This is a genomic window from Sphingobacterium sp. LRF_L2 (assembly GCF_965644235.1).
In the GTDB taxonomy this organism is placed as follows: Bacteria; Bacteroidota; Bacteroidia; order Sphingobacteriales; family Sphingobacteriaceae; genus Sphingobacterium.
The window spans coordinates 661,321-677,320 of record NZ_CBFFRI010000001.1; the positions used below are offsets into that span (position 1 = coordinate 661,321).

Annotated in this window: 13 protein-coding genes; 4 read left to right on the plus strand and 9 right to left on the minus strand. The window is 39.0% G+C overall.

Features of this window, described 5'->3' with window-relative positions:
* Window positions 1-23: 23 nt before the first annotated feature.
* The 5 genes from ACSZOX_RS02655 to ACSZOX_RS02675 all read right to left on the minus strand — a co-directional run bounded on the left by ACSZOX_RS02655 (window position 24) and on the right by ACSZOX_RS02675 (window position 5,620).
* A complete protein-coding gene (locus ACSZOX_RS02655) occupies window positions 24-476 on the minus strand; it encodes a hypothetical protein (protein ID WP_437918202.1) in 453 nt (150 codons plus the stop codon).
* Between the two features lie 96 nt (window positions 477-572).
* Window positions 573-1,079, minus strand: a complete 507-nt coding sequence (locus tag ACSZOX_RS02660; RefSeq protein WP_437918203.1) for a hypothetical protein — start codon at window positions 1,077-1,079, stop codon at window positions 573-575.
* A 127-nt stretch (window positions 1,080-1,206) separates the two neighbouring features.
* On the minus strand, window positions 1,207-2,094 hold the full coding sequence (locus ACSZOX_RS02665) for a bifunctional 5,10-methylenetetrahydrofolate dehydrogenase/5,10-methenyltetrahydrofolate cyclohydrolase (protein WP_437918204.1): 888 nt from the start codon (window positions 2,092-2,094) through the stop codon (window positions 1,207-1,209).
* A 34-nt stretch (window positions 2,095-2,128) separates the two neighbouring features.
* Window positions 2,129-3,919, minus strand: coding sequence for a translation elongation factor 4 (gene lepA / locus ACSZOX_RS02670; RefSeq protein ID WP_437918205.1), 1,791 nt, complete (start codon window positions 3,917-3,919; stop codon window positions 2,129-2,131).
* 381 nt (window positions 3,920-4,300) lie between these two features.
* Window positions 4,301-5,620 carry an ammonium transporter gene (locus ACSZOX_RS02675; protein ID WP_437918206.1) on the minus strand — a complete coding sequence of 440 codons (1,320 nt, stop codon included), beginning with the start codon at window positions 5,618-5,620 and terminating at the stop codon, window positions 4,301-4,303.
* 226 nt (window positions 5,621-5,846) lie between these two features.
* Here ACSZOX_RS02675 and ACSZOX_RS02680 point away from each other — a divergent pair, with 226 nt between their 5' ends.
* On the plus strand, window positions 5,847-6,827 hold the full coding sequence (locus tag ACSZOX_RS02680) for a 2-hydroxyacid dehydrogenase (RefSeq protein WP_437918207.1): 981 nt from the start codon (window positions 5,847-5,849) through the stop codon (window positions 6,825-6,827).
* Between the two features lie 75 nt (window positions 6,828-6,902).
* Here ACSZOX_RS02680 and murA read toward each other — a convergent pair whose 3' ends face one another.
* The 4 genes from murA to dnaB form a co-directional block, all read right to left on the minus strand.
* Window positions 6,903-8,225: a UDP-N-acetylglucosamine 1-carboxyvinyltransferase gene (gene murA, locus ACSZOX_RS02685; RefSeq protein WP_437918208.1), complete on the minus strand. Its 1,323-nt coding sequence runs from the start codon at window positions 8,223-8,225 to the stop codon at window positions 6,903-6,905.
* A 97-nt stretch (window positions 8,226-8,322) separates the two neighbouring features.
* The gene (locus ACSZOX_RS02690) at window positions 8,323-9,048 is read right to left on the minus strand and encodes a DUF4290 domain-containing protein (RefSeq protein ID WP_437918209.1); all 726 of its coding nucleotides are present in this window, start codon (window positions 9,046-9,048) and stop codon (window positions 8,323-8,325) included.
* A gap of 59 nt (window positions 9,049-9,107) precedes the next feature.
* The gene (locus ACSZOX_RS02695) at window positions 9,108-11,381 is read right to left on the minus strand and encodes an ATP-dependent helicase (RefSeq protein ID WP_437918210.1); all 2,274 of its coding nucleotides are present in this window, start codon (window positions 11,379-11,381) and stop codon (window positions 9,108-9,110) included.
* A gap of 107 nt (window positions 11,382-11,488) precedes the next feature.
* A complete protein-coding gene (dnaB, locus tag ACSZOX_RS02700) occupies window positions 11,489-13,081 on the minus strand; it encodes a replicative DNA helicase (RefSeq protein WP_437918211.1) in 1,593 nt (530 codons plus the stop codon).
* Between the two features lie 416 nt (window positions 13,082-13,497).
* Between dnaB and ubiE the strand changes: the two genes are divergently transcribed.
* From ubiE to ACSZOX_RS02715, 3 genes are all read left to right on the plus strand, one after another.
* A complete protein-coding gene (ubiE, locus tag ACSZOX_RS02705) occupies window positions 13,498-14,238 on the plus strand; it encodes a bifunctional demethylmenaquinone methyltransferase/2-methoxy-6-polyprenyl-1,4-benzoquinol methylase UbiE (protein WP_437918212.1) in 741 nt (246 codons plus the stop codon).
* A 136-nt stretch (window positions 14,239-14,374) separates the two neighbouring features.
* A complete protein-coding gene (locus tag ACSZOX_RS02710) occupies window positions 14,375-15,217 on the plus strand; it encodes a PorT (RefSeq protein WP_437918213.1) in 843 nt (280 codons plus the stop codon).
* Window positions 15,217-15,984: an SDR family NAD(P)-dependent oxidoreductase gene (locus ACSZOX_RS02715; protein ID WP_437918214.1), complete on the plus strand. Its 768-nt coding sequence runs from the start codon at window positions 15,217-15,219 to the stop codon at window positions 15,982-15,984. The genes ACSZOX_RS02710 and ACSZOX_RS02715 overlap by 1 nt, the downstream gene beginning before the upstream one ends.
* Window positions 15,985-16,000 lie beyond the last annotated feature (16 nt).

Genomic DNA, 16,000 nt, shown 5'->3' on the forward strand with positions numbered 1-16,000 from the left:
AGTTTGTTCATACTTGCAGTTATTTAATGCAAATTTAAGATTCGCTGTGTATTGCCGTTGAAAGAAATGCTTTCACCCACTGACATTCCTACTAACAATTTTCCTATAGGTGAAGAGGACGAAATTATCATAAATTCCTGATTTTCGACAATCTGCTTTCCTAAACTTATGGCAATAAAATAATATGCTTTGTCTGTAACAACGAGCGATCCCAATCCTGCGATATCCCTAGATTCCAATTCTATCTGTTGAAGCACTACAGTATCTTTCTTCGCTTGCGTAAGTTGTTCTTGATATCGATTTAAATCCTGTTGAATCATCTCTCTTGAGGTTTCGTATTTATCGCCAGCACTACTTTTTGTATCGCTTTCGATGGCATCTTGTGCTTGCTGTATTGCATAAACTATATCTTGGATACGCATCTCATTCTTCGTTCGACAAAAATCTAATAGTTGTTTCTTAATTGTGTTCGCCATACTCGTTGTCTGCTCGTTTTTATATTTCTATTGTAAATACAAAGAACGCCAAACGTAATGTTTGGCGTTCTTACTATATATTGTATTAAATTACCTTTAGTCTTTCAATGCCTCTTTTACATTTTTTGCTTTACGCTCAGCATCTTCGGCTACTTGATTAGCCTTATCGGCGGTTTTATCTATAGCTTTGTCTATAGCCCGTCCAGTAGCTTGGGCTGCTCTCCCAGTTGCATCGACAGCTTTCTCCGCACCACTTTCAACGGCGTGTCCAACTTTCTGTGCAGTAGCTTTCACTTTATCCCAAGCTGTATTGGCCTCATCTAATGATTTTTTTGCGGCTTCTTCAGCATCCTTATCCCCTTTCTTTATTGCTGCATCTAATTCTAACTCCGCTTTTTTCACACGTGATCTCGCTTCTTCAATTTCCTTGTCCATATTGGCATGTACATGTTCTGCATGTTCATCAACTTGCTTCAAGGTATGATCCAATTGCTCGCCTGCAGAGATATCACCATCTGCATTTTTATCCTTTGAAGGATTGTTGTTACAAGATGCAAAACTAATTGCCGTTGCAACAAGTGTCAATAATGCTAAATTTTTCATATGTAAATACTTATTTAAAACAAAAAAAGACCGTTGGTATAAATAAACACCCTGCTCCCTATTTAGCTTGAAAGTCAGGATCTAGAGCCCATTTATGAATATTTACAAGATTTGTACCAAAAAAAATTTAAGCTTTTGGATAAACGGTTCCTTTTGCTGCTTCTAGCGTATTTTTTAACAGGCCAACTATAGTCATTAAACCCACGCCGCCCGGTACAGGTGTAATCCAAGATGCCTTTTTTGCAACCTCTTCAAAATCTACATCTCCGTACAACTTAAATCCAGACTTCGTTTCGTTAGAGTCTTCACGATTGATACCGACATCAATCACTACGGCTCCCTCTTTCACCATCTCCGCCGTTACAAAATTTTTCCGACCTATTGCTGCGACGACAATATCTGCCGCTAAAACTTCCTCTTTCAAGTTACTGGTACGGCTATGCGTCAACGTCACTGTACAATTGCCAGGATTACTATTTCGAGCTAATAGAATACTCATTGGTGAACCAACGATATTACTACGACCAACAACTACAGCTTTTTTACCTGCAGTTTCAATACCGTAATGTGCTAGCATTAACATAATACCGTATGGCGTTGCAGGAATAAAACAAGGTAAATTACGTTGCATACGACCAAGATTAATTGGGTGAAACCCATCGACATCCTTACGGTAATCAATTGCTTCTGTAATCTTGTCGGGATCGATATGTTTAGGCAAAGGTAGCTGGACAATCAGACCATCAATGCGCTCATCTTTGTTGATTTCCTCAATTTTGGCGATCAATTCATCTTCCGTGATATCAACTCCGTAACGGATATTCGTTGATTCGAAGCCAACCAGCTCGCAGTTCCGCATTTTACTCGCTACATAGGTTTCACTTCCTCCGTCGTTGCCTACCAATATTGCAACCAAATGTGGTTTTCTTCCTGTTTCTGCAGTAAATGCTGCTGCATCTACTTTTATATCTTCTTTTATTTTTGCTGATACCAGCTTTCCATCTAATAAATTCATATTTATCGAATAGGGTATTCTTTTGTATAATCTATTAATCCAATTTAAGAACCGCCATAAATGCTGATTGTGGAATCTCAACATTTCCCACTTGACGCATTCGTTTTTTTCCTTTCTTTTGCTTCTCTAAAAGTTTACGTTTCCGAGAGATATCTCCTCCATAACATTTTGCGGTAACATCTTTACGAAGTGCAGAAATTGTTTCACGCGCGATAATTTTAGCTCCAATAGAAGCTTGTATACGAATTTCAAATTGTTGACGAGGTAATAATTCCTTTAATTTTTCACAGATTTTCTTACCAAAGTCATATGCATTCGTCCTATGTATGAGCGACGACAACGCGTCGACAGGCTCATCATTCAAACGAATATCTAATTTTACCAAGTCTGATTTCCGATACCCTATCTGATGATAATCAAAAGAAGCATAACCTTTTGATATGGTCTTTAGTTTATCATAAAAGTCAAATACAATCTCTCCCATTGGCATTTCAAAAACCAACTCCACACGATCAGACGTAAGGTAAGACTGGTTAATAATAGTACCGCGCTTCTGTATACACAGCGACATCACTGGGCCTACGAAATCTGATTTTGTAATGATATTCGCTTTGATATACGGTTCCTCAATAAAATCTAACTTGCTTGGGTCAGGCAAATCAGAAGGATTATGTACGGTAATCTCTTCTTGATCTTTGGTCATAAACGCTTTGTAGGAAACGTTCGGGACTGTCGTAATCACAGTCATATCGAATTCCCGCTCTAAACGCTCTTGGATAATTTCCATATGGAGCATACCTAAGAAACCACAACGAAAGCCAAAGCCTAATGCAGCAGAAGATTCAGGTTCGAATACTAAAGAAGCATCATTTAGTTGCAGTCGATGCATAGATTCACGAAGCTCTTCGAAATCCTCGGTATCAACAGGGTAAATCCCCGCAAAAACCATAGGCTTTACCTCTTCGAAACCTTGTATAGCATCTGTGCAAGGGCGATCGCGATGGGTAATCGTATCTCCTACTTTTACTTCACGCGCTTCTTTAATACCGGAAATAATATAACCTACATCGCCAGTTTTAATAACATCTTTGGCAACTTGATTTAATTTTAGTGTACCAATTTCATCTGCGAAATATTCTTTACCTGTAGCAACGAATTTTACCTTATCTCCTTTTCTGATTTCGCCATTTTCTATCTTAAAATAAGCCATAATCCCTCGGAAAGAGTTAAATACGGAATCAAAAATTAGCGCTTGAAGAGGTGCTTGTGGATCTCCAACGGGAGCAGGTATTCGATCTACAATGGCACTCAAAATTTCAGGAACACCTAAACCTGTTTTTCCAGAAGCAGGAATAATTTCCTCTCGTTTTCCACCAATTAAATCTATAATCTGGTCTTTTACCTCCTCTGGCATTGCACCAGGCAAATCCATTTTGTTTAGAATAGGGATAATTTCCAAATCATGTTCTAATGCCAAATATAAATTGGAAATAGTTTGAGCTTGTATCCCCTGAGAAGCGTCAACAATCAACAGAGCTCCCTCACAAGCCGCTATAGAACGTGATACCTCATAAGAGAAATCAACGTGTCCCGGCGTATCAATCAAGTTTAATATATATTGCTGCCCATCTTTAACATACTCCATTTGGATAGCGTGGGATTTGATCGTTATACCACGTTCACGTTCCAAATCCATATTATCCAACAATTGAGCTTGAGCTTCACGCTGTGAAATCGTGTTTGTAAATTCCAACAGACGATCCGCCAAAGTACTTTTACCATGGTCGATATGCGCTATAATACAAAAATTACGTATATGCTTCATACAGGTTTTTATCCAAAAATTCTAATTGGCAAATATAATTTTTTTAAGGCAGATAATTGCGGATTAAACCGTAAATAAAAAGGATAATATTAATTAACTGCAACGTTACGATAAACTTCAATAGAAAAAAAGAGGATGTATGACCACGTATTTAATCCCGATTCCGTCTCTTTTTCTAAGTTAATTCGTAACACAGAAAACCCGATGACCGCCATAATCGACACTTCGTTTGTCTCGGCCGAACATCAGTTGCCCTGAACACATAGCGGTCTATTGCAATCGCAGGCACGGTCGCCATAAACGTAGATCGATTTATAACAAAAAAAACCGTACGACTAGCGTACGGTTCATTCATAATTGGAGTAGTTAGTATACAATATCTTATAATTTCTCTCCGTGCTGCGACAGATCCAAGCCTTCTGCTTCTTCATGTTCTGTTACACGCAATGGCGTAATTAAATCCGTAACCTTTAATAATATAAAGGCAACAACAACAATAAATATAGTTGAGCCAATTAATCCTATAACATGAGCAGTAAATAGACCTGTTTCTCCAAAATATAAACCATTGGTTTCAACGGCACCATTAATAGCGGAATGTGCAAAGACACCTGTCAAGACCATCCCTACCATACCACCTACTCCATGGCTAGGAAATACATCAAGGGTATCATCTATGTTAGATTTCGTTCTCCATTCGATTAACAATCGGCTAATAATAGCGGCAACAGCTCCTATTACAATAGAGTGAGGCACAGTAACAAATCCTGCCGCAGGTGTAATCGCAACCAATCCTACCACTAAACCGATACATGTCCCCATAGCGGAGGGTTTAGTTCCACGTGCTGCATCAAATAAGATATACATTACTGCAGCGGCTCCTGATGCGGCTGTCGTTGTAGCTAATGCAGTTGCAGCTAATGCAGAAGCACTAAACGCTGAACCAGCATTGAAACCAAACCACCCAAACCAAAGTAATCCTGTTCCTAATAACACATAAGTAATACGCGCTGGTGTGTGTTGTTTATACTCTTTACCCTGCTTAAGATAAATCGCAGAAGCTAATGCAGTTAGACCAGCAGACATATGAACAACCGTGCCTCCGGCAAAGTCTAATACGCCCATTTTGAAGAGAAGCCCATCAGGATGCCATGTAGCGTGAGCCAATGGTGCATAGATAAAAATAAAGAAGAGACAAATGAACAAAATATAGGATGTGAAACGAATGCGTTCAGCAAATGCGCCCGTGATTAACGCAGGTGTCAATATTGCAAATTTAAGTTGAAACATAGCAAAAAGCGCAAAAGGAATTGTAGGAGCTCCTGGCCAAGGTGCATGATCTAGCACATCTTTAAACATGAAAAACTGACGAGGATCACCAATTACACCTCCTATAGAATCACCAAAAACCAAGCTGAATCCGAAAACTACCCATACCACCGCAATAACCGCCATCGATATAAAACTTTGCAGCATCGTGGAAATGACATTCTTCTTCTTCACCATTCCGCCATAAAAATAGGCCAAACCTGGTGTCATAATCAAAACCAAAGCTGTAGAAGTAAGCATCCAAGCCACATCAGCAGGATTATATTCATAAACATTCGAATTCGTAGGCAAGGATGGGGTAAAAAAGGCCACCAACACCACTAAAACCATAACAAAAAAAGGAAATAAAGATTTTTTTTGAGAAGTTGACATAAGTTTATTATTTAATGATGCAATTATATGCAAAAAACATAATAAAACAATATTTTTTTTAAAAAAATTAAAAATATAAGCGTTTTTATTTGAACAAAATAAAACAAAAACCACAAAATATCTAAAAATAACGCAAACACCCGAATTTTCACACATCGCACAGCTCCACAAAAGGATTTAAAAACCCTTTATCTAGAAAAACGTATATTGAACAAAAAAAACAACTATGAAAGTATTCATTTCAAAGAATATCCCTCTTCCTGGCATAGAAAATTTAAGAAATGCGGGGGTTGAGATCGCAATTAATGAAAAATCCATCCCACTTTCTCGTGAAGAACTTATTTGCGCATGCAAAGAAGTAGACCTCCTGCTCCACGTTGGTCAAGGGAAATTAGATCACATTTTTTTTGAGAATTGTGCACACCTGAAAGGTATTGCATTAACAAGTGTGGGATATGATCATGTAGACCTTCAAGCTGCTACAAAAGCAAAAATACCGGTAAGCAATACGCCTGATGTTTTGAGCGATGCGACCGCCGATATTGCCTTTCTGCTCATGTTAGCTGTATCGAGAAAGGCTTTTTATCGAGCACAGCAGGTAAAAAACGGCCAATGGAAAGATTTTGAATTCACGAAAGATTTAGGCACCGAACTTTATGGAAAAACATTAGGCATATTCGGATTAGGAAGAATAGGATTATCCCTAGCTCGGAAAGCGCAAGCGGCATACCATATGCGAATTATTTACCATAATAGACATCGGAATACCGAAGCAGAAAAACTTGTCAATGCTAGTTATGTAAACTTTGATGATTTGTTAACACAAAGTGATGTCATCTCTGTTCACACAAATCTAACTGCCGAAACTCAATACAGGTTCAATCAAGATAGTTTTCGTCGTATGAAGAAATCAGCCATATTCATTAACACCGCTCGAGGTAAAATTCATCATGAGACGGATCTAAGCGAAGCACTACAGCATGGTGAAATATGGGGTGCTGGATTAGATGTTACCGACCCAGAACCGATGCGGGCTGACCACCCTCTTCTAAACATGTCGAATGTTTGTATTTTACCTCATATAGGTTCTGCAACACTAGAAACACGCACCCAAATGGCTCTATTGGCATCAAACAATTTAATCGCCTTGAAAAATGGAAATAAAATGCCTCAAGTGATAAACAGCCAGGTATACGCTTCAGAATGAAAAACGAAATTTAAAAAAAAGAGCTGTTCTCTTTCGAGAGCAGCCCCTTTTAACAAATATCTTTTTTTGCTCGGTTTAGTGAGACGGCTGCCCCTCTACTCTACGAATATCTGCACCCAATATTTTCAAACGGTCTTCAATATCTTGATATCCACGCTCTATTTGCTCGATATTGTAAATAACTGATTTCCCCTGCGCCGACAAAGCTGCTATTAATAATGACACACCTGCACGTATATCTGGAGACGTCATTTCAATACCTCTCAATTTCGTTTGTTTATTTAGGCCAATTACAGTCGCTCTATGTGGATCACATAAAATAATCTGCGCTCCCATATCGATTAATTTATCGACAAAAAACAACCTGCTTTCAAACATCTTTTGATGGATCAAAACATTTCCTTTGGCTTGAATAGCTGTCACTAAAATAATACTTAATAAATCCGGGGTAAAACCTGGCCAAGGAGCATCAGATACTGTAAGGATAGAACCATCAATAAACGTATCTATTTCATAAGATTCTTGCGAGGGAATAAAAATATCGTCGCCTCTCAATTCAAATTGAATACCCAGCTTCGAGAACACCGTCGGTATTATCCCTAATTCTTTAAAACAAACGTCTTTGATTGTTATCTCTGAACCTGTCATAGCGGCAAGACCTATAAATGAGCCAATCTCAATCATATCGGGTAACATACGATGACTCGTCCCTCCTAATTTTTCAACACCTTCAATGGTTAATAGGTTCGACCCAATACCTGAAATATTGGCTCCCATGCGATTCAACATCTTACAAAGCTGCTGTAAGTAGGGCTCACAAGCTGCATTATAAATAGTTGTGGTCCCTTTTGCCAATACTGCTGCCATAACTACGTTGGCTGTACCCGTTACAGATGCTTCATCCAACAGTATATAGGTACCTTTTAGAGCGGTAGCATCTACATTAAAAAAGTGGTTCTCAGCGTCGTAAACAAACTTAGCCCCTAGTTTTTCAAATCCCAGAAAATGGGTATCAAGACGACGACGCCCTATTTTATCACCTCCTGGCTTTGGAATTGCAGCTTTTCCGAAGCGAGCCAACAGCGGCCCTACAATCATGATCGATCCCCTGAGTCCACCGCCCTTTTGCTTAAATTCTTCCGATTGAAAATAATCAATATTAATATTTTTTGCTTCAAACTCATAGGTATCTTTATTCAACCGATTAACAGAAACACCTAACGCCCCCAACAGATCGATTAATTTATTCACATCCTTAATATCGGGTATGTTACTTATAACCATTTTCTCACTGGTGAGGAGGACAGCTGATAAAATTTGTAAGGCTTCATTTTTTGCGCCCTGTGGTATAATCTCGCCTTGTAATTTCTTACCTCCAATTATTTCAAATGCATTCATATTAGTCTAGTGTACCTCTTATTTAAAAAAAAGAGCAATTGAATAACGATTTTCGCCACGCAATTGCCCTCACTTAATGAACTGTTCGCGGAAAGAATTACTTTTTAAATCCCCCTTTTTTGGGAATAAAAGTTTTCTTTCCTCCGCCGCCACCGCCCATTTTTCTATTCTTATTATTTTGACCACCATTATTGTTATTGTTGTTTCTATGGTGGTTGTTGTTACTCGCGGTAACAGGTGCGCTTTTTATCCGGTTGCCTGGAGGAGGAGTCTTAAAATCAAGCTTGGTTAAAACAGTATCGCTTGGCAGACTCAATTGTCCTTTGGACAGCTCAAATAAATCTTGGATAATGTGTTCATCCTGCACAGAATCTTTGTTCCATGTCATATAAGCCATTTTCATAAAATTGGCAACAGAAATCGCCATACGATGTCTATTTTCAGGATTCGGCATTGCTAAAGCCTTCTCAATCATCCTTTCAACCGTAAATCCGTAATGTTTAAAACGAATGGAGTGTTGCGGATAATTTAATAATTCCGGCTTCTTATGTATTGCATCTCTTTCCGGCACAGGATAAGGAGATTCTACGTCAATCTTAAAGTCAGAGATGATATGGAGATGATCCCATAATTTATGTTTAAAATCTGATACATCACGCAAGTGTGGATTCAACACCCCCATCATATCGATGACAACTTGTGCATAACGGTTTCTCTCTTCTTGTGTGGGAAGCGTACAAATATAATCTACCATATTCTGTACATTCCTCCCATATTCTGCCAAAATCAACTTTGGACGGGTACTATTGTAGTCGAAATCCATATCGTTTAGTTTTACGCTAATTCAACGTATGATTAGCGCAGTTATTATTGTTTTCTATATTAAACTATTCTAAGTTTTGCAAATTTAAGCAACAATTGTTTCTGTCCCAACTCTTTGAAGAAAATAGTTGCCTTTATATCTGGCTTATTCCCTTCCAGACTCACGACCTTGCCAAAACCAAATCGCTCGTGCTCCACTTCCATACCGACTTGAAGCCCCGAAATATCTGAGGGAGCGAAGCCTGGAGTCGGAACGTGGGCCTTAGGCAAAATAGAGGTTGTTTTAATTGTTTTTGGTTTGGGTTTTGAAAAAGAGTCTGCCTCCTTCTGTTTCCAAGCTATCCGATCCGATTGAAAACCACCATCAACACCCGCAGCGACACTTCTTGGCTGAAAATCAAGTTCTAAACAAGCAGGATTTAATTCATCTAAAAATCGACTTGGCTCACAGTTGTTCAATGTACCCCAACGGTAACGTGAGGTCGCATAAGAAAGATGAAGTTTCTTTTCGGCCCGGGTCACGGCCACATAAAACAGACGCCTTTCTTCCTCCAACTCCGAACGAGAATTTAACGACAATTGTGAAGGAAAAAGGTTCTCCTCTAAACCTACAATAAAAACTTGCGGAAATTCAAGCCCCTTAGAAGAGTGGATTGTCATCAAAGAAACCGTATCCGCATTTGGATCTTTATCATTATCGTCATTGGTAAGCAATGCGATATCCTGCATAAAGACATCGAGTCCTTTCTCTTCAATATCCTCACGTTCTGAAAATTCCTTAATTCCATTCAGCAACTCCTGGATATTCTCGTAACGATTGAGCCCCTCGACAGACTTATCTTCATACAAATCTTTTAAAATCCCACAATGCTGTGCAATATGCATAGCGGTTTCGAATGCAGAATTTGTTTTTGCAACGGCCTGAAAACTTTGAATCATTAAACCAAAATTCCCCACGGCACTCGCACTTCGACCATCGAGAAACATCTGAGCATTAACAACGACATCCCACAGTCGATATTGCTGCTTATCAGCAGACACTAGTATTTTTTCTAGCGTGGTATCGCCAATACCGCGCCTAGGATAATTGATAACCCGTTTTAATGCCTCTTCGTCGTTCGGATTAAACGTTAAACGAAAATAGGCAATAAGATCTTTGATTTCCTTGCGTTGGTAAAAAGATGTACCGCCATAAATCTTATAGGGAACGTTCAACTTCCGTAAAGCCTCTTCCATAGCCCTAGACTGCGCATTGGTACGATAAAGGATTGCAAAATCTTTATACTTCAAACTTTTTAAGGCCTTTTCTTGCGAAATGGCTTCAGCTACAATCTTTCCTTCCTCATTATCCGAAAATGCGCGTGTTACTTTAATCTTGTCGCCATCTTCGTTCTCGGAAAACACGTTTTTTTCTAATTGATTCTGATTTTTCTCGATGACGCTATTCGCAGCGTTAACAATCATCTTCGTAGACCTATAGTTCTGCTCTAATTTAAAAACCTGAACATCCGGATAATCCTTCTGAAAGTTTAAAATATTTTGGATGTTTGCACCGCGAAAAGCGTAAATACTTTGCGCATCATCACCTACAACACAAATATTTTCATTTACAGCCGCTAATCTTTTGACAATCAAATATTGTGAAAAATTCGTATCCTGATACTCATCAACCATAAGATATTTAAATTGATGCTGATACTTATGAAGCACATCTGGATGTTTATTTAGAAGCACATTTGTCTTGAACAACAAATCGTCAAAATCCATTGCTCCAGCACGATAGCAACGCTGTGCATAGGTCAAATAGATCTGCCCCAATTGGCCTCTACCATTAGCTATATCTTCGGCCAGAATAGCCTCGTTTTTATTATATTCCTGCGGGGATATTAGATTATTTTTTGCAGAAGAAATGCGGCCATATACATGATTTGCATTATAAAGCTTATCATCTAAATTCATTTCCTTGATAATAGCCCGAATTAGACTCTTTGTGTCATCCGTATCATAGATGGTGAAATTCCGAGGATAACCGATGAGTTCAGCTTCAACACGCAAAATACGGGAAAACACAGAGTGAAAAGTTCCCATCCATATATTCTTAGCTTCCTGCCCCACGACATTCATAATCCGCTCACGCATTTCTTTCGCTGCCTTATTTGTGAAGGTTAGCACAAGGATATTGAAAGGATCTACTTTCTTTTGTATGAGATGAGCTACGCGATAGGTAATAACACGGGTCTTTCCAGATCCTGCACCCGCTACAATCATGACCGGACCTTCCGTTTGTTCTACAGCAGAACGTTGGGAGGGGTTTAATCCTGCTAAATAATCCAAATCTTTCTCCTAAATTTTATGAAAGTTCTAATAAAGTAGCGGTAAAATTAAGAAAAATATTCCATACCGCATATGTAAGTAAAAAGAGGCATTCAATGAAAAAAAGCCTAAAATGGAGCATCATCTGGCATATCATTCATTCGAGAAGGCATCGTTATTCCTCCACCATCGAAACCGCCGAAGCCGCCGAAAGAATCGGAAGGAGCCATTGCAGAGCCGAAGCTGTCGGCCCCCCCCGCAAATGAATCAGCACCTGCCCCAGCAAAATCCTCTTCGAGATCGACGAATTTCACAAATTTTCCAACAAATTTTAAAGGCACAATACCAGTTTCACCATTACGGTGTTTTGCTATGATTACCTCTCCAATTCCCGCTGTAGGTCTTCCCTCTTCGTCCTCCGTCAACCCATAATATTCTGGACGATAAAGAAACAACACCATATCCGCATCCTGTTCAATAGATCCCGATTCACGTAAATCGGATAACATGGGACGTTTACTATTTCCCGGCCTAGATTCTACTGCCCGAGATAACTGCGAAAGTGCCAAAACAGGGATATTAAGTTCTTTTGCTACCGATTTGAGCGCGCGCGAAATCGAACCAATCTCTTGTTCACGATTCCCTCCACCTTTTCCTTCAGCCTTACCATGCATCAATTGCAAGTAATCCACAATAACCATCTGGATATCATGTTGTGCTTTCAGACGACGACATTTCGCCCGAAATTCAAAAACATTTAGTGCAGGGGTATCATCTATGATAAGGGGAGCCTCTGTCAGGCGACCAATACGGGAATGCAATTGTTGCCATTCATGATCAGCCAAATTACCTTTTTTTAATTTTTCCTGTTCAATTTCTGTCTCCCCAGCAATTAGACGATTAACCAATTGTACCGAAGACATTTCCAGAGAAAATACAGCCACAGCACGCTGATGGTCGACAGCTGCATTCCTAGCTACAGACAATACGAAGGCCGTTTTACCCATCGCTGGACGAGCTGCAATAATTACCAGATCGGAGGGCTGCCAACCGGATGTCATTCGATCTAATGCAGTCAGACCGGAAGGAATCCCGGTTAAACCATCTGTTCTATCACGCAATAACTCTAAATTTGAAATAGCCTCACGCATGATGTCATCCATTTTCCTGGAATCACGACGAAGATTATTTTGGGCAATATCAAAAAGCGATTTTTCCGCATGATCCAAAAGATCAAAGATATCAGCAGTTTCGTCGTAGGAACTGTTTATAATCTCCGTAGAGACTTTGATCAATTCCCTTTGTATATATTTTTGAGAAATAATACGCGCATGGTACTCTATATTTGCAGCAGAAACCACCCTGTCTGTTAACTGCGTAATATAATAGGCTCCTCCCACCATCTCTAAGGCTCCCATTTTACGCAATTCCGTAGTTACTGTCAATAAATCAATTGGAGACGTTTGTTGAAACAGACTGAATATGGCCTCGTAAATTTTTTGATGTGCCTCTTTATAAAAAGAATCAGGCTTCAAAATATCGATAATTTCGCTAAGCGCATTTTTTTCGAGCATAAGCGCACCTAGCACCGCTTCTTCCAAATCCAAAGCTTGAGGAGGTAACTTACCTAACCCACCAATCAAATTATTCAGACTTGCCCTCTTCTTTGTAAAATTGGGTTTGCCCGCGTTGTTATTCGAAAATTCACTCTCTGTCGCCATTCCAAAAAAAGTTCTTCAGTTAAAAAATGTGTGCTTCGTGCACCGTGCTCGTAACGGGGTAACAAAAATATAAAAAATAAACAGGAACAATTGAACAATTTGTAAACACTGTTTACAACAACTTTAAATAAGGTTGCGAAAGCAGGCCTAAGAGCACAAAAAAAGAAACCTCAGTTATAAACACTTTATGTTGAAAAGATGTGGAAATAAAAATGTAAAACCTGAAAAACAACAAGTTAACAAGATGTTTATAACTAAAAGATATGTTAAAAACGATAGTTACGAGTTTGAGGTAAAGAAAATATCCTTCTCATTTCAGTCTTCCTATTCAGAAACAAACACTTATAAAAAATCCATTCTCAATTATTCCTTTTTGGAGATTTTTTTACTGCATTTCTATATTGTATCTTTGTTCTATGGCAAATGAAACCTCATCTATAAAACCCTATAAAACCAAAGCAGGTGGAAAAAAGGAACAAGTCGCTGATATGTTTAACAACATTTCGAAGACATACGATGTACTGAACCGCTTAATGACGATGGGAATTGATACCATATGGCGAAAAAAGGCCATACGGCTTCTGCTAAGCATAAAGCCTCAACTTCTTCTGGATGTCGCTACGGGCACAGGTGATTTTGCATTAGAATCCCTACGAATTTTGAACCCTAAAAAAATAATTGGTGTAGATATATCTTCTGGCATGCTCGATGTGGCCAAGCAAAAAATTGCAAAGAAAGGCCTTCAAGATCGCTTTGAAGTACAATTAGGGGACTCGGAGAAGCTACAATTTGCAGACGAAACCTTCGACGCTGTTACAGTCGCCTTTGGTGTTCGAAATTTCGAGAATTTACCACAGGGTCTAGCAGATATACATCGGGTACTTAAACCCGGAGGAAAAGCGATTATTCTAGAGCTATCCAATCCAACAGCATTCCCTATTAAACAGCTTTATCATTTTTATTTTCATAAGCTAACACCTGCACTTGGGAAAGTAATCTCGAAAGATTCCAATGCTTATTCCTATTTACCAGAATCTGTTGCTAATTTTCCAGATGGTGAACGATTTGCTAAGATCACGTCTAGCGTAGGGTTTTCGGAAACTAAAGTGAGGCCTCAAACATTTGGATTTTGTACCATTTACGAATGTACAAAATGAGATTTGTAACATGCTCCATTGGCAATGTAAAGGGATGAACAAGCTGCTCAAGTCATGAACATTAAGGAACATACCGAGTAATTTACAAAACGCATTGGCATGTATGACTTTTAATACACGTAAATAATTCACACAGATGAAAAAAGTAATTGTATACCTATTAACTGTCTTGACGGCGACAAATTTATTGCACGCACAACCATCAGTATCATTACCTTTTTCATCTTTTTACGATGAAGACGCTTGGTTGTCGATGGGATTACAGTACAATTATGTCAATTCGGTATACAAAATCGGACTTAAGGAAAATTGGGGTTCGATGGGTACATCTCAAACAATCAATCCTGCAAATAGAGATCTTTATATGGATCGTTTCCAAGCTATTGAGTCTGCGGTAAGTCATGGTATGTCTGTAGGTATACCTATCGAGATTAGATTTACGGACAATTTATCTAGCATGATCCAGCCGAGTTTTATGTTCATAAACAATCAAGGAATCGAATTTTCCGGTAGAACAGAAGACGGCGAAGAGAGGCATGTCACACGACGTATGAGACATGAGGTGAATAATACCCAAGGCTCTAATTTCAACTCTCTTGAATTTCCTTTTTCGCTACGCTTTCGCTCGGATGAGAAGATGCTAAAAAACAAATTCCACCGTTATCGGGGCTATGTTTCACTTGGAACCCGATATACACGCTGGATTGATATTTCTGGAGAATATAAACAGTGGTCAAATGTCCCACTAGAAAACCGACCACAAACTTTAATTTTTAAGCCTGGTTATTTTTCATGGGAGGCCGGCATAGGCGTTGAGATTTTCTTTCCGTTTTTCAGGGTATCACCGGAAATTAAATTTATACAGAGTCTGGGTGATGTTCTTGATCATTCACACATCCTTAGCCAAGAAAATGCTTTTATGGCACCGTTAGGAAAGACACAAATAAAAAACATACAATTTAGTTTAATTTTTCAATAATGAGCAGAACAGTACTCATCACAGGAGCAAGTTCGGGAATTGGAGAAGCCTGTGCGAAAACACTTGCCGGTGAATCAAGATATAGACTCTTACTTTGTGCCCGTCGGTTACAACGACTGGAGCAACTCAAACATGAAATACACACATCCTATCCCAATTGTGAGATATTTTGCTTTGAACTTGATGTTCGCGATCAAGAATCTGTACAACAAAAATTAAATGCGCTACCAGACGAATGGGCTAACATCGACATTTTAATAAATAATGCTGGATTAAGTCAAGGCTTGGATAGTATAGAAAATGGGGATATCGGCGATTGGGATAGAATGATTGACACAAACGTTAAAGGCTTGCTTTATGTTTCAAAGCATGCGCTTCCTCTCATGTCGAATAGCGAAAATGCCCATATCATCAATATAGGTTCCATAGCAGGAAAAGAAGTTTATCCAAATGGAAATGTCTACTGTGCAACAAAGCATGCTGTAGATGCATTGAGCAAGGCAATGCGAATTGATCTATTGGAAAAAGGCATCCGAGTAAGCTCTATAGACCCCGGTATGGTAGAAACAGAGTTTTCATCTGTGCGATTCAAAGGAGACGATACACGTGCAAAAAATGTATATGCCGGGCTGACACCTCTCTCGGGCAAAGATATCGCAGAAATTATATCTTTCGTACTATCTCGTCCTACCCATGTCAATATCAATGATTTAATAGTTATGCCTACCGCACAAGCTAGTGCCACTTTAGTTAAACGGAACGCTTAATACATAATACAAGCTT